This window comes from Roseixanthobacter glucoisosaccharinicivorans, assembly GCF_043195095.2.
Taxonomy (GTDB): domain Bacteria; phylum Pseudomonadota; class Alphaproteobacteria; order Rhizobiales; family Xanthobacteraceae; genus NCEH01.
In genome coordinates this window covers 3,827,483-3,846,141 of the sequence record NZ_CM195538.1, presented here as the reverse complement: position 1 = coordinate 3,846,141, position 18,659 = coordinate 3,827,483, and the positions used below count along the sequence as shown (strand labels likewise).

Here is an 18,659-nt window from a genome sequence, read left to right as displayed (position 1 = left end):
ACCTGCGCCGGTCGCCGCGAGGAGGTGCGCTTCTCGTCCGCCCGTGGCACCATGGGGAAAGCGAAAACCGCGTGCTGGAGCTGCCTATGAGCTGGATGCCGTCCTCCGACCCGGTGCTTGGCGATGCGCCATCCTGCGATGCGCTCGATCTTGTGATCGTGCCGCGCGTGCGCGATCTCGGCGACGGCTTCTCCGTGCGCCGGGCCCTGCCGCACGGCAAGCGGCAGATGGTCGGCCCGTTCATCTTCTTCGACCAGATGGGGCCGGTGCAGTTCGTGGCCGGGCAGGGGCTCGACGTGCGCCCCCATCCCCATATCGGCCTTGCCACCGTCACCTATCTGTTCGACGGCAAGATCATGCATCGCGACAGCGAGGGCAATGCGCTGGAGATCACCCCCGGCGCCATGAACCTCATGACCGCCGGGCGCGGCATCACCCATTCCGAGCGCTCGCCGCTGGAGGCGCGCCAAGGCAATGCCGCTGGCAATATGTACGGCATCCAGAGCTGGATCGCGCTGCCCGCCGCCCATGAGGAGACCAACCCCTCGTTCCAGCATTTTTCCTCCAGCGACCTGCCGGTGATCGAGGATACGGGCGTATGGGCGCGGGTGATTGCCGGCTCGGCCTTCGGCCAGCGCTCGCCGGTGGGCATGCTTTCCGACTGGCTCTACGCGGAAGTGACCCTGCAGCCGGGCGCCAGCGCGCCGCTCGACGCCGACACCGAGGAGCGGGCGATCTATGTGGTGTCGGGCGAGGTCGAGATCGCCGGCGACGTGTTCGAGGGCCCGCGCCTTCTGATCTTCCGCCCCGGCGACCGCATCACGGTGCGCGCCCGCACGCCGGCCCGCATGATGTTCCTCGGCGGCACGGCGCTGGAGGGGCCGCGCTATCTGTGGTGGAACTTCGTCTCCTCTCGCAAGGAGCGCATCGAGCAGGCGAAAGAAGACTGGAAAACCGGCCGCTTCGCCGCCGTGCCGGGCGAGCACGAGTTCATCCCGCTGCCGGAGTGAGGGGCGTTTCCGAAGCGCCGTGCGTAGGCCTTTGCCGCGTCGAGGCGGCGCCCGGGGCGCCGTCCTGTGACGAGAGAGGGGCACCTGCCCTCCCTTGCATGCCCGGATCAGGGCAAGCTAAATTTCGCGCGACCTGAAAAATCCAAGGCTGTCTGACGTGCGTGTTTTGATCGCCACTAACCAGCTCGAAAGACTATCCGGGTCCGAAATCGTTGCACTTGAATTTGCAGAGTTCTTTAAACAAAAGGGTCATCAGGTAGATGTATTTGCGAATTATCGGGGGTTACCGATAAGATTATTATTTAAAGAATCTGGAATTATAATCGAAACGGATCCGAAAAATATTCGGCCTATGTGCTATGATTTGGTATATTTTCAGCATCATGTAGCCGGTCTGTTCTCATACGAGGCCCACGAGAACGATGTTGAGTCTTCGATATTCGCGTTCGGGCATCTTTCTCCGACGGGTTTCTTTGAATCTGGAGGATGGGCGCATGAATCGATATTGGCAGATGTAACCTTGGCCAATTCTCCAGAGACCGCCACGGCATTGGCGCAGACCGGCCTGACCGTCCCGGTTCGGGTCTTCCATAATGCCGCTCCCGATACCTTCCACGCAAAGAGGACCGGACTTCGCGCAACGCCGGGAAAGATACTCTTCGTCACGAATCACAGCACACCGGTTTGCTTGGAAGCGATTGAAATATTGAAAGCCGATTTCGATGTCTTGCACATCGGTCGTGGCGGAGACAAGGTCGCTCGCGTGAATCGCCGAATGATACGTGAAGCCGATATTGTTGTGACGATCGGAAAGACTGTCCAATATGCGCTCGCGGTCGGTACGCCAGTCTATGTATACGACCATTTTGGCGGACCGGGATATCTTTCGGAAGAAAACTTCCAATGGGCCGCGGCTTTTAATTTTTCTGGGCGGTGCCACGGTCGAAAGCTGAGCGGAGAGGCGCTGGCGGCGGATATCCTTGCCGGCTACGGGGGGAGCAGGAAGTTCACGCTCGCCATGAGCGAGGAGAAGCTTGCGCCTTATCGCCTGTCATCGCACCTGGAGGCGCTGCTGGCGATTCGGCCGGGATCGAACGCGGATCGGCGCGCCCGCCTCGCTGCGCGTTTGCCCGAGGTGGAGCGCGAGCGCCTGTTGGCGAGCCACGTCCGCACGGCCTACAATCGAGAGCGTCGTCTTTCGGCCGAGATCGATAAACTCACTGCCGGCGCGCAAAATCGGGCTTAACCGGGCCCTAAAGCCGGTCCCGCAGCGCGTAATAGCTCAGGCCCGCCACCAGCAGGGGATAGCGCAGCAGGGTGCCGCCGATGAAGGGCGGCACGGGCAGACGTTCCAGCAGATCGAGCCGGCCCACCTGGCCGCGCACCGCCTCCGCCAGGATCTTGCCGAACAAAGGCGCCAGCACTACCCCTTGGCCGGAATAGCCGGCGGAGGCCAGCACATAAGGCGAGAGGCGGCGCACGAAGGGGTTGCGCGTCATGGTGATGCCGAGCGTGCCGCCCCAGCCGTAATCGAGCTTCACATCGGCCAGTTGCGGGAAGATGCGGGCGAGGAAAGGTCGCACGAAGTCCATCACCTGCGGCCGCAAGGAGCGGCGATAGCTCTCGCCGCCGCCGAACAGCAGCCGGCGGTCCGGCGTCATGCGGAAATAATTCACCACGAACCGGCTGTCGGCCACCGCCGCCTGTCCGCGAATGATGCCGTCCGCGCGGTCGCCCAAGGGTTCGGTGACGGCGATGTAATTGTTGATGGGCATGACGTGGTGATCCACCCGCCGGTCCAGCCCGTCCATCAGGCCGTTGCCGCACAGCAGCAGCAGGTCCGCCGTCACGCGCCCGCCGTCAGTCTCCACGCTCACGCCGGTGCCCTCGGCGATGCGCAGGGCGCGGCTGTGCTCGATGATGCGCGCGCCTGCCGCAAGAGCCGCCGTGGCGAGGCCAAGGGCGAAGTTCAGCGGGTGGAGATGGCCCGCCCCATGGTCGATGAGGCCGCCATAATAGCCCGGAGCGCCGACCAAGGCGTGCATCTGGTCGCGATCCAGCGGCTCGGTCTTGTCGTAGCCATAGGTCTGCGCGAGATGGCGGCCGTAGGCGTGGCTTTCGGCGACATAATTGGGCTTGTGGTCGGCAAGGATCAGGCCGGGCGTCAGATCGCAGGCGATGGCGTGGCGCGCGATGAGGTCGGCCGTGAGCGCCTTCGCCTCCTCGGCCAGATCCCAGAGCTTGCGGGCGTCTTCAAGGCCGAGTGCCTGTTCGAGATAATCCTGGTGGCGCCGCTGGCCGCTGTGGATCTGCCCGCCGTTGCGGCCCGAGGCGCCCGAGCCCACACGGCCGCCTTCCAGCACCACCACGTCCACGCCGGCTTCCGCGAGATGAAGCGCGGCGGAGAGTCCGGTATAGCCGCCGCCGACAATCACCACGTCCGCGCGCACCGCGCCGGAGAGGCGTGGCAATTCCGGGAACGGGGTGGCAGTCGCCGCATACCAGGATTGGGGGTGGCCGCCAAACGTCATGACTGTCCCTGTGTGGTGAGGCGGGAGGCGTTGCGCCTCCAGCTCTAAGCGGCTTTCTTGTCGGCACGCTCTCGGCAGCTGCGCCCTCACACGTTCAGCAGCAAATATTCCCGCTCCCAGGGCGAGATCACCCGCATGAAGGTCTCGAACTCCGCCTGCTTCACCGCCGCATAAGTGGCGATGAAGCTCTTGCCGAGCACTTCGGCCAGATCCTCGTTTTCCTCGAAGGCGGCGACAGCCTCCAGCAGGCCGCGCGGCAGGTCGAAGTCCAGGTCCTTGGCATCGCCCTCCAGCGGCTCGGTGGGGCGCAGGCCCTTCTGGATGCCGATATAGCCGCAGGCCAGCGACGCCGCGATGACGAGATAGGGATTGGCGTCGGAGGAGGGGACGCGGTTCTCCACCCGGCGCGCGGCCGGCGGGGCGGGTGGCACGCGCAGGCCGGCGGTGCGGTTGTCATAGCCCCATTGCACATTGATGGGCGCCATGGAATCGCGCGTCAGCCGGCGGTAGGAATTCACGTAAGGCGCCAGGATGCACATGACCGAGGGCAGGTATTTCTGGTGTCCGGCGAGGAACGAGAAGAATTCCGGGGTCGGATCGCCGTCGTCGTCGGAGAAGATGTTTTTCCCCGTCTCGGCCGAGACCACCGATTGATGGATGTGCATGGCGCTGCCGGGCTCGTTGGCGATCGGCTTGGCCATGAAGGTGGCGTAGATCTTGTGGGCGAGCGCGGCCTCGCGGATCGTGCGCTTGAACAGGAACACCTGGTCGGCGAGCTCCAGCGGATCGCCGTGGCGCAGGTTGATTTCCATCTGCGCCGCGCCGTCCTCGTGGATCAGCGTGTCGATCTCCAGGCCTTGGGCCTCGGAATAATCGTAGATGTCCTCGAACAGGGCGTCGAACTCGTTCACCGCCTGGATGGAATAGGACTGGCGGCCGATCTCCGGCCGGCCCGAGCGGCCGACGGGCGGCTTCAGGGGATAGTCGGGGTCCACATTGGGCTCGACCAGGTAGAATTCGATCTCCGGCGCCACCACCGGCTTCCAACCGCGCTTGGCATAGAGCGCCAGCACGTTCTTCAGCACCTGGCGTGGCGCCAGCTCCACCGGGCGGCCGTCGCGATGATAGGCATTGTGGATGATCTGGGCGGTCGGATCCTGCGCCCAGGGCACGGAGCACAGGGTGGAGAAATCGGGCTCCAGCACCAGGTCGGAATCCGCGATCACGGAATCCACCAGCCCCTCATAGGAGGGGTATTCGCCGGAAATGGTCTGGAAGAAGACCGAGAGCGGCAGGTTCATCACCGGCGAGGAGAGGAATTTCGAGGCCGGCATGATCTTGCCCCGGGCGACGCCCGCAAGGTCCGGGACGGTGCATTCGATTTCGGTGATGCCACGGGACACCATCCAGGCTTTCGCCTCTGCCAGGGATTTGACGCCGCGCGGTAGCGCCAGATGTTCCGATTCGCCCGCTTTGCTCCGTTTAGCCATGATGTCCTCTCGCGTGACCGAACGCACGCCAGGCCAGGGAACACCTGCCCATAGGGCGAAGTCAACGCGGGCTGCGCCGCAACACGGGAAAAGCGCAAAGGAACGGGAGTGGAACGAATCGCGGCCGAATCGAGAGTCGGGGAAGGTTCGTGTTTTGCCCCGTACTAGGGCTAGTGGGACTCGTCGCGTGGTAACCGATTCCGCCGAAGAACGTGGGCGCGGCTATTGTGGCTTGGGTGTATTAACCGGAACGGTATTTTCCTTCACCGTGGTCTCGAAGGCGGTCGCCTCCAGGATCGCGGTGCCGATCATGGTGGCGACCGAGACCTTGAAGGGGGCCAGCAGCCGGGTGCCCGCCACCGGCACCAGCCACACGTACATTTCTTTGTTTTCCTGCATGTATTTGACGGTGTAGCGGGTCGGCCGGTGGCCGGCGACGGGGGTGTAGCCGGCGCGGCACACCACGGCGGGGCCGCTGTAGCCCTTGGGGATCTTCACCTGTTCCACCCGCAGGTAGCTCAGCGAGATGTCGTAGCGCTGGCGCCCGTCGAACACCGGGATCGAGCGGTCGCAGGCGGCGGCGGAGAGCATGTCCACCGTGCCGGGCACATAGACGAAGGCGCCGCTCATGGGGTCGATGATGTTGGTGAGATGGGCCTCGGTGATTTCCACGCGATCCGGCAGCGGCTTGATGGGCGGCTCGACCACCAGCTCCTTCACCGTGTTGTTCGCCACCGCGAAACGTACCCCTTCGGCCTTGCCGTCGGCCTCGGCCGCCACCGCGAATACCTGGGGCACCACCTTGCCCATGCCGATGGCGCCGCGCGCGGCGACGCTGCCCTTGCCGGAAGAGACCGCGCGCAGGACGCCGGTGATGCGGCCGGTGGCGGCGATTTCATAGCTCGTGCCGGTGGCCTCGGCCACCAGGGTGGCGCGGCCGATCTCGACCCCACCCACGGTCAGGGAATATTTAGCATCGAGCCGCCCATCGGCCCACGCGGCGCCGATCGCCGCCGGCAGGGCGGCCCCCAGGCACAGCGCGGCAGCCGCGAACGGCCCCAGGCGGTGGAGGAGGCGACCCACGGGGGAAGCAACGTCGATCATCATCGGGTCCTGGAAAGGCGGAGGTTCGGCACCCGGCGGAGCGTCCGGCCCTGCTGCTGTCTCCCGAATGCCGGGCGAAGGCGGCTGAACTGTGGCTCCCAGGCATGGGACATGGCGGCGATTCGGGCCGAAAAATGACCCGCAGCGTCGCTCGACAGGTGTTGGTTATTGACTTCCCGCCTCGGAGTCACGATCTTCTGTGTCCGCTCTTGGTCGGGGGCTTCTGGCTGCGCGCTTCCGCGTGAAGTTGCGCGCCGATTCCCTAAGCTGCGTGCGTTCCAATTTAATGGCAGAGGAGATTTTCGCCATTCGTCGCCCCATGAGACCCGTCGCGCCGGAAAAGGATGGACCGCGCGTCAATGAGGAAATCCGCATCCGCGAAGTGCAGCTGATCGATCAGGATGGGCAGAACCGCGGTGTGGTGGCAATCCGCGATGCCCTCCAGCTCGCGCAGGAAGCCGGCCTCGATCTCGTGGAGATCGCGCCCAATTCCGCCCCGCCCGTCTGCAAGATCCTCGATTTCGGCCGGTTCAAGTATCAGAACCAGAAGAAGGCCAGCGAGGCGCGCAAGAAGCAGAAGGTGGTCGAGGTCAAGGAAATCAAGCTGCGGCCCGGCATCGACACGCACGATTACGAAGTGAAGATGCGCTCCATGCAGCGATTCTTCGAAGAGGGTGACAAGGTGAAGGTCACCTTGCGCTTCCGTGGTCGTGAAATGGCGCACCAGGATATCGGCTACAAGCTGTTGCAGAAGCTGCGCGACGACGTCGCCACCATCGCCAAGGTGGAGGCCGAGCCGATGCTGGAAGGCCGGCAGATGATCATGATCCTGGCGCCGCGCTGAGCGGCGACGCGGACATCATCCCTACCGTAATCGACCAAAAAGCCCGGATCTTTCGATCCGGGCTTTTTGCGTTGGCCCCGAGAGCCGGCGCACCTCTCGCCTCACTCTCCGAGGCGCCTCCCGCGTCAGGGGCAGGAATGGCGCGCACCGTCATAGCCGAGATAGGTGCCGCTGGCGGGGTCGAAGGACCGGTATTTGGACGAGCAATAGGCGATCCAATTGCCCTGCGGCGGGGCGGAATTCGCAGCATTGGCCGCGCTCGCCGCAGCCGCGCCCAGCATCAGCCCGCCGACCACACCGGCCGCAACCGCCGCACCATTGTTGTTGTTGCAGCCGCCCCAGCCGCAATTGCGGTAGCCATAGCCATAGCCATAGCGCGGGCCACCCCAACCGGGTCCATAGCCCGGACCGCCCCAGCCGGGACCACGACCACGCCACTGCACACTCGTGACCGGGGATTCGCCCGCGACTCCGATCGAAGCGGGGCGCAGCGGCTGCGCCTGGGCGCCGGAAACCGCGAGAGCCGCGGTGAGACCTGCGGCAGCGAGCAGAGAGAGAGATTTACGCATCGGGTGCTTCTCCTTTGGGAAGGAAACGCCCCGGGAGCCGAAAAGGTCGCCGCCCTCACGCGTGTGTGAAGGCGGCGTGCCGGATCGGCACCGTCGCCGCGTGATCGGAGCCCGCCTCAGGGGCAGGGATGCCGTCGTCCGTCATAGCCGAGGAAGGTGCCGGTGCGCGGATCGTAGGAGCGATAGCGCTGCGAGCAATAAGCCACCCAATTGGTGCCGGGGCCAGGCCCCTGGTTCGCCGCCAGCGCCGCCGCCGAGCCGATCACCACGCCGGTGGCGACCGCGCCGCCATAGCCCCAGCCGGGACCCCAGGCGCCCCAGCCGGGACCCCAGCCCCAGCCTGGTCCGTAGACCGGCGCATAGCCCCAGCGCGGACCCCACGCCGGCCGGCCCCATCCAGGACCCCAGCCGGAACGGTTCCAGCCCGGGCCGGGACCCCAACCGGGTCGTCCCCATCCGGGCCGCCCGGCCCATCCCGGGCCGCCCCATCCGGGTCGCCCGCGCCATCCAGGGCCGCCCCATCCCGGGCGTCCGCCCCAGCCGGGCCTGCCGCCCCAGCCGCGGCGATATTGAACCTGTTCGATGGGGAAAGCGGCCGTGGTCGCGGCCTTCGCGCTCAGGGGCTGCATGGCCCCGAGTCGCAAGGCCTGCGCGCTGGCCGGCGCCATACTGAACGCAAAGCCCGCCACCGCGAGGGCGGCGGTGAAGACTGAAACACGCAAAGGCGTCCTCATCGTCATCTCCTGCCCGGATTCCCGCCGGGCGCAAGGCACGAGGCCCCTAGCCTCAATTTGGCAACAAAGCAGAGCGAACAGGCGCAAAGATGGCGGCTTGAGCCTTGGCGGAGACAGACGCGTGTTTTGCAGCGCACGGTTTTGCAAGGGGAGCCGGCTTGCGTTTCGCGTGACAGTCCTGTAACGAGTGCGGCCTTCGAACCGGCCGGCGACAAGGGCTGCCGTGTTGGTTCTTTTCGCTCATATCAACAAAAGGCTGAATGCCCCGTGCGGCAACGTGCGGCGGATGGCGGTCACGGAGAGCAAAATGCCCAAGATGAAGACCAAGTCGGGAGCGAAGAAACGCTTCCGTCTGACGGGTACCGGGAAAGTTATCGCCGCCCAGGCCGGAAAGCGGCACGGGATGATCAAGCGGACCAATGCCCAGATCCGCAACCAGCGCGGCACCACCATCCTCAGCGAGAGCGATGGACGGGTGATCCGCAAGTCGTTCCTGCCGAACGGCTGACGCACTGCGATCTGAAGGAGATCATCCATGGCCCGCGTGAAACGTGGCGTAACTTCCCACGCCAAGCATAAGAAGGTCTTTGAAGCCGCCAAGGGCTTCTATGGCCGTCGCAAGAATACCATCCGCGCAGCGAAGTCGGCCGTCGAACGGTCGATGCAGTATGCCTATCGCGATCGCAAGGTGAAGAAGCGCACGTTCCGCGCGCTCTGGATCCAGCGTATCAACGCCGGCGTGCGCGAACTCGACCTCGGCCTCACCTATGGCGGCTTTATCAACGGTCTCGCGAAGGCGGGGATCGAAGTGGACCGCAAGGTGCTCTCGGATATCGCCATCCACGAGCCCGAGGCGTTCAAGGCCCTGGTGGAGAAGGCCAAGGCCGCTCTGGCCTGAGGCTTTTCCCAGGCGCGACCCGCCCAGCGAGACTGAAAGCCCCGAGCGGAGACGCTTTCGGGGCTTTTCGCTTTGCGCGCGACGCGTCTATAACCGGCGCCGAATTCATCCCGTCCCGGCCGGGCGTCAACCGGCCGTCCACGCGACTCCGCCAGCGCCCGCCTCTCGGGGCCACGCCGGCGGACCGGCGCGGATCCTCCCGGGCCACGCCGGGGGATGACGGCACACCACTTGGCTGCATCTGAAGGCCCGACCCATGTCCGAGCTCGTTTTGACCGATCATCCCGGCCTCGATGCCCTGGAGCGTGAGGTCTCCGCCGCCATTCTCGCGGCAGGCGACGAAGCCGCGCTGGAAGCGGTGCGCATCGCCGCCCTCGGCAAGAAGGGCAGCGTCTCCGAACTGCTGAAATCGCTCGGCGGCATGAGCCCGGACGAGCGCAAGACCATGGGTCCGGCCATCAACGGCCTGCGCGACCGGGTGCAGGGGCTGCTCGCCGTGCGCAAGGAAGCGCTGAAGGCCGCCGCCCTCGAAGCGCGCCTCGCCACCGAGCGGGTGGATGTGAGCCTGCCGGTCCGCGAGCCGCGCGCCGAGATCGGCCGCGTGCATCCCATCACCCAGGTCACCGAGGAACTGACCGCGATTTTCGCCGACATGGGCTTCTCGGTGGCGGAAGGGCCGGACATCGAGACCGATTTCTATAATTTCACCGCGCTGAACTTCCCCGCCGGCCATCCGGCGCGGGAGATGCACGACACCTTCTTCCTGCCGCCCAATGCCGAGGGCGAGCGCAAGGTGCTGCGCACCCACACCTCCCCGGTGCAGGTGCGCACCATGATGAGCAAGACCCCGCCCATCCGCGTCATCTGCCCCGGCCGCACCTATCGCTGCGACAGTGACCAGACCCATACCCCCATGTTCCATCAGGTGGAGGGGCTGGTGATCGACAAGGGCTCGCACATGGGCCACCTCAAATGGATCCTGCAGGAATTCTGCAAGGCGTTCTTCGAGGTGGAGAACGTGACGATGCGCTTCCGCCCGTCCTTCTTCCCCTTCACCGAGCCGAGCATGGAAGTGGACATCCAGTGCGACCGCTCGCGCCCCGGCGAGATCCGCTTCGGCGAGGGCAATGACTGGCTGGAGATCCTGGGCTGCGGCATGGTGCATCCCAACGTGCTGCGCAATTGCGGGATCGACCCGGACGTCTACCAGGGCTTCGCCTGGGGCATGGGCATCGACCGCATCGCCATGCTGAAATACGGCATGAGCGACCTGCGCGCCTTCTTCGAGGCGGATGTGCGCTGGCTCTCCCACTACGGCTTCCGCCCGCTGGACTTCCCGACCCTGGCCGGTGGGTTGAGCGCGTGAGTGCGGCCGAGGTGGCGCAATTGCCCCCTCCCATCCCTCTCCCGCAAGCGGAAGCGGGCTTTGCCCCGGCGTATCCCGAAAGACTCCCTCTCCCGCTTGCGGGGGAGGGCTGGGGAGGGGGAATGCGCCGCTTCCGGCAGGAGCCTGGCATGGGAGAGGACGAACACAAGCCGCGCTGGCGCACCGGCCGCGTTCTGCGCACCCGTGCCCGCGATCTGCGCGTGAATTCCACCGACGCCGAGCAGAGGCTCTGGTTCGAACTGCGGGCCCACCGCTTGAACGGCCTGCGGTTTCGCCGACAGCATCCCCTTGCCGGCTATGTCGCCGATTTCGCCTGCCTGTCCGCCCGGCTAATCGTGGAAGTGGACGGCGGCCAGCATTATCAAGATGCCGGGCGAACCCGCGATGCGCGGCGCGATGGCGTCTTCATCGCTAAAGGCTATCGGGTGCTGCGGTTCAGCAATCTGGACGTGCTGAAAAATCTGCCCGGCGTGCTTGAAAGCATTGTGGCGTCGGCCTCGGCCGCTGTGCCCCCTCCCCAACCCTCCCCCGCAAGCGGGAGAGGGGGCGCAAGTGCTGGAGTGAAGCTCTCGCCCGCTTGCGGGGGAGGGGCGGGAGCGGGAAAAGGCACGGACCTGACAGGACAAGGAACAGACCGATGAAATTCACCTTCTCCTGGCTCCAAGAGCATCTCGAACCCACGGCCTCCTTCGAGGAGATCGTCGATCGCCTGTCCCTCATCGGCCTCGAAGTGGAGGGCGTGGAGGACAAGGCGAAGGCGCTGGCGCCGTTCGTGGTGGGCGAGGTGCTGACCGCGCAGAAGCATCCCAATGCCGACAAGCTGAAGGTCTGCACGGTCTCCATCGGCAAAGGCGAGCCGATCCAGGTGGTGTGCGGCGCGCCCAACGCCCGCGCGGGCCTCAAGACCGTGTTCGCGGCGCCCGGCACCATCATTCCCGCCACCGGCACCGAGCTGAAGATCGGCAAGATCCGCGACGTGGAAAGCCGCGGCATGCTGTGCTCGGCGCGCGAGATGGGCCTCTCGGAAGAGCATGACGGCATCATGGAATTGCCGGAGGACGCGCCGGTCGGCGCCCCGTTCGCCCAGGTGCTGGGCCTGAACGACCCGGTGGTGGAAATCGCCGTGACGCCGAACCGCGCCGATTGCCTCGGCGTATCCGGCGTCGCGCGCGATCTTGCCGCTGCCGGGCTCGGCGAGCTGCTCGCCCCGCGCATCGCGCCGGTGGAGGGCAAGTTCCCCGCGCCGCTGAATGTGACGCTGGATTTCGGCGAGACCCCCCCGCTCTGCCCCGCGTTTGCGGTGCGGGTGGTGCGCGGCGTGAAGAACGGCCCCTCGCCCGAATGGATGCAGGAGAAGCTGCGCGCCATCGGCCTTCGCCCCATCAATGCGCTGGTGGACGTGACGAATTTCCTCACCTTCGATCGCAACCGGCCGCTGCACGTGTTCGACCTGAAGAAGGTGAAGGGCGATCTCGTGGTGCGCCGCGCCAAGGCGGGCGAAACCCTGCTGGCGCTGGACGGGAAGACCTACACGCTCGACGAGAGCATGTGCGTGATCGCCGACGACAAGGGCGTCGAGAGCCTCGCCGGCGTGATGGGCGGGGAGGAGAGCGGCTGCGACGAGGCCACCACCGACGTGGTGATCGAAAGCGCGCTGTGGGAGCCCATCAACATCGCCCAGACCGGCCGCAAGCTGGGGCTGAATTCGGACGCCCGGTTCCGCTTCGAGCGCGGCATCGACCCCGCGTTCACCGTGCCGGGGCTGGACCTCGCCACCCATATCATTCTCGATATCTGCGGCGGCGAGCCCTCCGAGATGGTGCTGGCCGGCGCGATCCCGGACACCACGCGCACCGTGGATTTCCCGCTCAGCGAGGTGAAGCGCCTCTCGGGCCTTGAGGCGAGCGAAGCGGAAATCCGCGATGTGCTCACACGCCTCGGCTTCGCGGTTTCGGGCACGGCGCCGGTGGTTCAGGTGGTGCCGCCCTCCTGGCGCGCCGATATCGAGGGCAAGGCGGATCTGGTGGAAGAAGTGGTGCGCATCCTGGGCCTCGCCCGCGTGCCCGCCACCGAATTCCCCCGCACCGAGGACGCCCGCCGTCCCGTCCTGACGCCGCTTCAGCTGCGCGTGCGCAAGGCGCGCCGGGCGCTCGCCGCGCGCGGCATGGTGGAGGCGGTGACCTGGTCGTTCGTCTCCAAGGAACAGGCGGAACTGTTCGGCGGCGGCGCGGCGGAGCTGGCCTTGTCCAATCCCATCGCGTCCGATCTCTCGGATATGCGGCCGAGCCTGCTGCCCGGCCTCATCCGCTCGGCCCAGGCCAACGCGGACCGGGGCTATGGCGACGTGGCCCTGTTCGAAGTGGGACAGGTGTTCGCCGGCGACCAGCCGAAGGACCAGCGCATGTCCGCGACTGGCATTCGCCGGGCCACCGCAAAGCCCGAGGGCTCGGGGCGCCACTGGGCCGGCGCGGCGAAAAGCGTGGATGCTTTCGACGCCAAGGCCGATGCCCTGGCCGCGCTCGCCGCGGTGGGGGCGCCGGTGGGCAATCTCCAGGTCACCACGGATGCGCCCGCCTGGTATCATCCCGGCCGCTCGGCGAGCCTGCGGCTCGGCTCGAACGTGCTCGCCACCTTCGGCGAGCTGCACCCACGCGTGCTGGAAGCGCTGGATGTGAGCGGACCGCTGGTGGCGTTCGAGATCATTCTCGATCGCATCGCGGAACCCAAGGCCAAGCCCACCAAGGTGAAGCCGCCGCTGGATCTTTCCGCTTTCCAGCCGGTCAAGCGCGACTTCGCCTTCCTGGTGGATCGGCAGGTGGCGGCGGGGGATATCCTGCGGGCCGCGCAGGGCGTGGACAAGAAGCTGATCACCGACGCCTCGGTGTTCGATGTCTATGAGGGCGTCGGCATCGAGGAGGGGAAGAAGTCGGTCGCCATCGAGATCACGCTCCAGCCGCGCGAGCGCACGCTCACCGACGGGGAGATCGAGGCCGTGGCGGGGAAGATCGTCGCCGACGTGGCGAAGAAGACCGGCGCCAGCCTGCGCGGTTAGACGGGCTGCGGGATCGGGCCGCCCTTTTCGCACGCGCTTGCGCGCGCCCCCTCCCCAACCCTCTCCCGCACGCGGGAGAGGGGGCGCGAAGGGCGAAGGCGCGCTTTACGAAGTCGAGAGCAACGGTGCGACATTGCCCCCTCTCCCGCTTGCGGGGGAGGGGTTGGGAGGGGAAAGGGGAGGATGGGAAGATACCCCTCCTCCATGCCAACCCCCGCCCTTCCGCGGCTTCGATGAAGGCAAATAATCCTACAAGGAATAAATTCCTTGACATTTTGCACCACCCGTTTATCCTGACCCCGCCTTGCACCAGGAGGGGCGCGTCCGGAGCGGCCTGATGTGTGGTGCAGGGGCGGTTGTCCGGCGGGTCGGGGCTTAACGCACTCCGCCCGTCAAAAGAGGAGGCCCAAAGCGTGCGTCCCGGACCGGAGTTCGTTTGGCCGGTCATGTTGGGAGAGCGAGAACGACCCACGCAGCGCACGAAGCGAGCCATAAATCACCGCGCGGGAGCGGACGGAGCAACGGCTCCGACGTCACCTGTTGCTTTTCCAAGGCGCGCCTTAGCCGGCGCGCCGTCCGCTCCCGCCGCCCTCCCCCTCGCGCCAGACCGGCGCGGGGATGAAGGCGCTGGAGGGCCTTGCCGTGCCGGCCCGGTGCGCCTTACCCTTGTAGGGATTCTGAGAGAGGGCGGAAAATGCGTGCGACCGGGGGCTGTTTGTGCGGCGGCGTGCGCTATGAGATCCACGGCGCGTTGGCCGAGCCCATCGCCTGCCATTGTTCCCAGTGCGCCCGCACCAGCGGCCATTTCGCCGCCATGGCCTGCTGCAAGAGCGACGATCTCACCCTCGTCGCATCCGAGACCCTCACCTGGTTTCGATCCTCCGAAGCCGTCGCGCGGGCCTTCTGCGCGCGCTGTGGGGGAAATCTGTTCTGGCGCGCGGACCCTGGCGTCGAGACCTATGTGACCGCGGGAACGCTCGACCGGCCGACCGGCCGAAAGCTGGCCGGACACATCTATGTCGGGTCGAAATCGGATTATTACGAACTGGCCGATGGTCTGCCGCAAAAGGAAGAATGGTCGTAGCCCGCCGCCGGAGTGGAGCGCGATGTCGCCGCCTATTGGGACATGCTCGCGGCGCCGGTCACGCCCAGCACCCGCAGGGCCTGGGTCGCCGCGCGCTCGCCGGAAAGCCAGGCGCCGTTGACCGTGCCCCAGAGCGTCTCGTGGGCATGTTCGCCCGCGAACATCAGCCGGCCGTTGACCACTTCCGTGAAGGCGCGGCGCAGATTGCCGCTGCCGGGCAGGGCGCAGGAGAAGGCGCCGAGTGCCAGCGGCTCCTTGGTCCAGCGGGTCTGGTGCACCTTGCCGACGCGCGCCGCGATATCGGCGCCGAACTCGCGTGTGAGGGCCTCCTTGAGGAAGGCGGCGCCGGAATCGGCCGGCCCATTGGCCAGCTCCAGGGCGAACTTGCCCCCCACGTCCAGCATGTGCAGGTCGCTGCCGCCCATGCGGGCGATGAGCGCGAAGGTGCGCGGGCTGTCGGCCTTCACGTGCACGGTCTCGTCGGGCGAGAGGCGCAGCGGATTGCCGGGCAGTTCGAAGGCGATATGGTCGTACGCGCCGAGCGTGATGCGCTCGACCGCGCTGCGATAGCGCAGCGGCAGGCCGGGATTGACGCGGACCTTGCCCGCGAGCAGCAGGCTGGGCGGCACGGCGAGGATCACCGCCCGGCCGGAGAGCGTGCCCTTGTTGGTGGAGACCTGCACCAGCCGCCCGCCCATGTCGACGCTTGAAGCGGCGGTCTCGAACCGCACCGAGAGGCCCTCGGCCATCTTGGCGACCAGCGCGCCATAGCCCTGGCGGCAGAACAGATCCTCGCCGCGCTCTTCGGAGCGGGAGAAATCCACGCTCGACACTTGGTCGAGGTCCTTGGCGCAGCTGAACGGCCCTGCCACGAAGGCGGCGCTTGGCCCCCACGGGCCGAGGTCGGGCAGCACCCGCGAGGCTGCAAGGTCGCGCCCGGCGTCCCCAGCGGCGCCGATGGCGCGCTCGCCGCGACGCACGGCCGAGACGAAATCCTCATAATCATTCTGCGAGGCTTCGCGGCCCTTGATGTAGAGCCGCGCGCCCTCGGGCGCGGCATAAAGATCAAAGCCCGCCTGCGCGCCGAGCTCGGCCAACGGATTATTGTCGGGCGCGTGCAGCCAGTGGGCGCCGCGATCGAACGGCACGCCGAACAGGCTGGTATCGGTGAAAGCCCGCCCGCCGACGCGCTTGCTGGCCTCGATCAGCGCATAGCTGCGCCCTGCGGCCGCGATCTTGCGGGCAGCGGAAATACCGGCGGCCCCTGCGCCGATGATGACCACGTCCACCTGCCCAGAGGCCGGCACCTGCCCGAGCGCGCGGGCGGCGCCAAGCGGCGCCACGGCCAAGGCGGAGGCTCCGGCGATGAAGGTCCGGCGGGTCATGGGGGAGGGGGGCGGTCTGCGTGTCACGATGGGGCGGACGCTAGCATGGCGCGGCGCGCCGCGCGACCGGGCCGGCCCGGCGCGGGTCTGAGGCGGCGATCAAATCTTGCGGGCCTGGGGTGCGCCCGCTCAATTCTTGCGCTCGGCGACAAAGCGCGCCGCCTCCGCCAGGATCGTGCCGCGCGCGCCGAACGGGGCGAGGGCAGCTTGCGCCTCGGCCACCAGATCGGAAAGAAGCCCGCGCGCCGCGTCCACGCCGAGGCTTGCCACCAGGGTCGCCTTGCCGGCGGTCACATCCTTGCCCGCGGTCTTGCCGAGATCGGCGGTGCTGCCCTCGATGTCGAGAATGTCGTCGGCGATCTGGAAGGCCGCGCCGAGCGCCCGCCCGTAGGAGGCGAGCGCCGCGCGCTCCTCGCTCGTCGCGCCGCCGAGCAGCGCCCCCGCATCCACCGAGACCGCCAGCAGGGCGCCGGTCTTCATGGCCTGGAGATCGCGAATCTCGTCCATGGACAGGGCAAGCGGAACGCCGTCGGCGAACCGGCCCTCGGCGGCGAGGTCGAGCATCTGCCCACCCACCATGCCGCCCATGCCTGCCGCACGCGCCAGGGCCGACACGAGCGCGATGCGCACGGCCGCGTCGGGGTGGGCGTCCGCGCCCGCCAGCAGGTCGAAAGCGAGGGTGAGCAGCGCATCGCCGGCGAGGATGGCGGTGGCTTCGCCATAAGCCACATGGACGGTGGGCCGGCCGCGCCGCAGCACGTCATTGTCCATGGCGGGCAGATCGTCATGGACCAGGGAATAGCAATGCACGCATTCCACGGCCGCTGCCGCCGTCACCGCCGCATCCGGCGCGAGGCCGAACAGGGCGGCGGTCTCGATGACGAGGAACGGCCGCAGGCGCTTGCCGCCGTCCAGGCTGCCGTGGCGGATCGCCTCCATCAGGCGCTTCGGGCGCAGCCGTTCGCCGGGAAGCGGAGCATCGGCGAGGGCGCGTTCGAGCCGCGCCTGGGTGAGGGCGGCTGCAGCTTCGAGGCGGGCGGGAAGGGACAGGGACACCGGGCGGGCCTTCGGGCTGGAGCGCGTCGGGGGAAAGCGCGGTTGACGCGCACCTCCCGGTGCCCCAACCAGAGCTGCCGGTCAAGCCGCCGGGGGAACCGAAGCTCGACCTTCGCACTTCCCTTATGATCTTCTCTCGCCCCGCGGAGCGGCCATGTCCCTGTTCAGGCGGTTCGTGATCCTCGTCCTGGTGCTGGCCCTCGTCCCGTTCGTGCTGTCGGTGCTCTATATGGTGGTCACCCCCGTCTCCACCCTGATGCTGGGCCGCTGGCTCACCGGGCAGAGGGTGGAGCGCGTCTGGACTCCGATCACCGACATGGCGCCGATCCTGCCACGCACCGTCATTGCCTCGGAGGATGCGCGCTTCTGCCAGCATTGGGGCGTGGACATCACGGAAATCCAGGCCGCGATCGCCCGCGCCGACGACGAGATCGAGGATGCCCGCGGCGCCTCAACGATTTCCATGCAGGTGGCGAAGAATCTGTTCCTGTGGCCCGGCCGCTCGTTCGTACGCAAGGCGATGGAACTGCCCCTCGCGCTGTGGCTCGACCTGGTGCTGAGCAAAAGGCGGATGATGGAGATCTATCTCAATATCGCCGAGTGGGGGCCAGACGGGGAATTCGGCGTCGAGGCCGGCGCGCGCCGCGCGTTTGGCAAGGGCACCGCCAATCTGACCTCGGAGCAGGCCGCCTTGTTGGCCGTCATGCTGCCCAATCCCCACCGGCGCGATGCCGGCAAGCCGTCCACCGGGGTGCGCCGGCTCGCCGCGCGGCTTCAGGGACGGGTGGTGTCGGAGGGGCCGGAGATCGTTTCCTGCCTCAGCCTGCGTGACTGAGGCGCGCAAGCCAGGGGCGAAATCCGCAGCCGGCCTTGATTGCGCCGCGCAGGCTCTGCAAAAGGGGGCCGGAAACGAGGATCAGATGACCGAAACCGCCGCAGCCGAAACCACCGTTCGCCCCAAGATGAAGCCGGGCCTGAAGCTCGCCCTGGAGCTCGGTCCGCTGGTGCTGTTCTTCATCGGCAATGCCTATGGCGGCATCTATGTGGCCACCGGTGTGTTCATGGTGGCGACGCTTGCCGCGCTCGCGGCCATGTGGGTGCTGGCGCGCCGCATCGCGGTGATGCCGCTGGTGTCTGCGGTGGTCGTGACGGTGTTCGGCACCCTGACCCTGGTGCTGCAGGACGATCATTTCATCAAGATGAAGCCGACCATGGTGAACGCCTTGTTCGGCGTTCTGCTGCTGGGCGGGCTGCTGTTCCGCAAGCCGCTGCTGCCCTATGTGCTGGACGGCATGGTGCGCCTGACCGATCAGGGCTGGTGCATCCTGACCTTGCGCTGGGGCGTGTTCTTCCTGGTGATGGCGGTGCTGAACGAACTGGTGTGGCGCAATTTTTCCACCGACACCTGGGTCAATTTCAAGACCTTCGGCTATCTGCCGCTGACCTTCCTGTTCGCCTTCGCCCAGGCGCCGCTGATGGCGCGGTTCGAGGACAAAAGCGAGCCGAAGGACTGAT

General features: G+C 66.9%; 18 protein-coding genes. 11 read left to right on the top strand and 7 right to left on the bottom strand.

All coding sequences use genetic code 11. The features are described from left to right. The first annotated feature begins 86 nt into the window (after window positions 1-86). The gene (locus V5F78_RS17805) at window positions 87-1,010 is read left to right on the top strand and encodes a pirin family protein (protein ID WP_394067625.1); all 924 of its coding nucleotides are present in this window, start codon (window positions 87-89) and stop codon (window positions 1,008-1,010) included. 157 nt (window positions 1,011-1,167) lie between these two features. Continuing rightward, window positions 1,168-2,256 carry a glycosyltransferase family protein gene (locus V5F78_RS17800; RefSeq protein ID WP_394067623.1) on the top strand — a complete coding sequence of 363 codons (1,089 nt, stop codon included), beginning with the start codon at window positions 1,168-1,170 and terminating at the stop codon, window positions 2,254-2,256. Between the two features lie 7 nt (window positions 2,257-2,263). On the opposite strand, the gene V5F78_RS17795 is transcribed toward V5F78_RS17800, so the two are convergent. The 3 genes from V5F78_RS17795 to V5F78_RS17785 all read right to left on the bottom strand — a co-directional run bounded on the left by V5F78_RS17795 (window position 2,264) and on the right by V5F78_RS17785 (window position 6,135). Further along, on the bottom strand, window positions 2,264-3,541 hold the full coding sequence (locus V5F78_RS17795) for an NAD(P)/FAD-dependent oxidoreductase (protein ID WP_394067621.1): 1,278 nt from the start codon (window positions 3,539-3,541) through the stop codon (window positions 2,264-2,266). Window positions 3,542-3,627: 86 nt separating this feature from the next. After that, on the bottom strand, window positions 3,628-5,031 hold the full coding sequence (locus V5F78_RS17790) for a glutamine synthetase family protein (protein WP_394067619.1): 1,404 nt from the start codon (window positions 5,029-5,031) through the stop codon (window positions 3,628-3,630). A 222-nt stretch (window positions 5,032-5,253) separates the two neighbouring features. After that, window positions 5,254-6,135, bottom strand: coding sequence for a DUF3108 domain-containing protein (locus V5F78_RS17785; RefSeq protein WP_394067617.1), 882 nt, complete (start codon window positions 6,133-6,135; stop codon window positions 5,254-5,256). A 319-nt stretch (window positions 6,136-6,454) separates the two neighbouring features. Here V5F78_RS17785 and infC point away from each other — a divergent pair, with 319 nt between their 5' ends. Beyond that, window positions 6,455-6,979: a translation initiation factor IF-3 gene (gene infC / locus V5F78_RS17780; protein WP_348844567.1), complete on the top strand. Its 525-nt coding sequence runs from the start codon at window positions 6,455-6,457 to the stop codon at window positions 6,977-6,979. Window positions 6,980-7,104: 125 nt separating this feature from the next. Here the strand turns inward: infC and V5F78_RS17775 are convergent, their stop codons facing one another. Continuing rightward, a complete protein-coding gene (locus V5F78_RS17775; protein ID WP_394067615.1) occupies window positions 7,105-7,548 on the bottom strand; it encodes a BA14K family protein in 444 nt (147 codons plus the stop codon). A gap of 116 nt (window positions 7,549-7,664) precedes the next feature. After that, window positions 7,665-8,282, bottom strand: a complete 618-nt coding sequence (locus V5F78_RS17770; protein WP_394067613.1) for a BA14K family protein — start codon at window positions 8,280-8,282, stop codon at window positions 7,665-7,667. A gap of 307 nt (window positions 8,283-8,589) precedes the next feature. Between V5F78_RS17770 and rpmI the strand changes: the two genes are divergently transcribed. The 6 genes from rpmI to V5F78_RS17740 all read left to right on the top strand — a co-directional run bounded on the left by rpmI (window position 8,590) and on the right by V5F78_RS17740 (window position 14,703). Then, window positions 8,590-8,790 (top strand): 50S ribosomal protein L35, encoded by a 201-nt coding sequence (gene rpmI, locus V5F78_RS17765; RefSeq protein ID WP_394067611.1) that lies wholly within the window; start codon window positions 8,590-8,592, stop codon window positions 8,788-8,790. Window positions 8,791-8,817: 27 nt separating this feature from the next. Continuing rightward, entirely contained in the window at window positions 8,818-9,180 is a 363-nt protein-coding gene (gene rplT, locus V5F78_RS17760; protein ID WP_348843985.1) for a 50S ribosomal protein L20, read from the top strand. A gap of 256 nt (window positions 9,181-9,436) precedes the next feature. Further along, entirely contained in the window at window positions 9,437-10,546 is a 1,110-nt protein-coding gene (pheS, locus tag V5F78_RS17755; protein ID WP_394067609.1) for a phenylalanine--tRNA ligase subunit alpha, read from the top strand. Window positions 10,547-10,695: 149 nt separating this feature from the next. Then, window positions 10,696-11,208, top strand: a complete 513-nt coding sequence (locus V5F78_RS17750; protein ID WP_394067607.1) for an endonuclease domain-containing protein — start codon at window positions 10,696-10,698, stop codon at window positions 11,206-11,208. Beyond that, on the top strand, window positions 11,205-13,619 hold the full coding sequence (pheT, locus tag V5F78_RS17745; RefSeq protein ID WP_394067605.1) for a phenylalanine--tRNA ligase subunit beta: 2,415 nt from the start codon (window positions 11,205-11,207) through the stop codon (window positions 13,617-13,619). The genes V5F78_RS17750 and pheT overlap by 4 nt, the downstream gene beginning before the upstream one ends. A 694-nt stretch (window positions 13,620-14,313) precedes the next feature. Continuing rightward, a complete protein-coding gene (locus tag V5F78_RS17740) occupies window positions 14,314-14,703 on the top strand; it encodes a GFA family protein (protein ID WP_394067603.1) in 390 nt (129 codons plus the stop codon). A 32-nt stretch (window positions 14,704-14,735) separates the two neighbouring features. On the opposite strand, the gene V5F78_RS17735 is transcribed toward V5F78_RS17740, so the two are convergent. After that, window positions 14,736-16,088: a flavin monoamine oxidase family protein gene (locus tag V5F78_RS17735; RefSeq protein ID WP_394067601.1), complete on the bottom strand. Its 1,353-nt coding sequence runs from the start codon at window positions 16,086-16,088 to the stop codon at window positions 14,736-14,738. A gap of 129 nt (window positions 16,089-16,217) precedes the next feature. After that, window positions 16,218-17,144, bottom strand: a complete 927-nt coding sequence (locus V5F78_RS17730) for a polyprenyl synthetase family protein (protein WP_394067599.1) — start codon at window positions 17,142-17,144, stop codon at window positions 16,218-16,220. Window positions 17,145-17,298: 154 nt separating this feature from the next. Here V5F78_RS17730 and mtgA point away from each other — a divergent pair, with 154 nt between their 5' ends. Continuing rightward, on the top strand, window positions 17,299-17,979 hold the full coding sequence (gene mtgA / locus V5F78_RS17725; RefSeq protein ID WP_394067597.1) for a monofunctional biosynthetic peptidoglycan transglycosylase: 681 nt from the start codon (window positions 17,299-17,301) through the stop codon (window positions 17,977-17,979). A gap of 85 nt (window positions 17,980-18,064) precedes the next feature. After that, on the top strand, window positions 18,065-18,658 hold the full coding sequence (locus tag V5F78_RS17720) for a septation protein A (protein ID WP_394067595.1): 594 nt from the start codon (window positions 18,065-18,067) through the stop codon (window positions 18,656-18,658). The last annotated feature ends 1 nt before the right edge of the window (window position 18,659 follow it).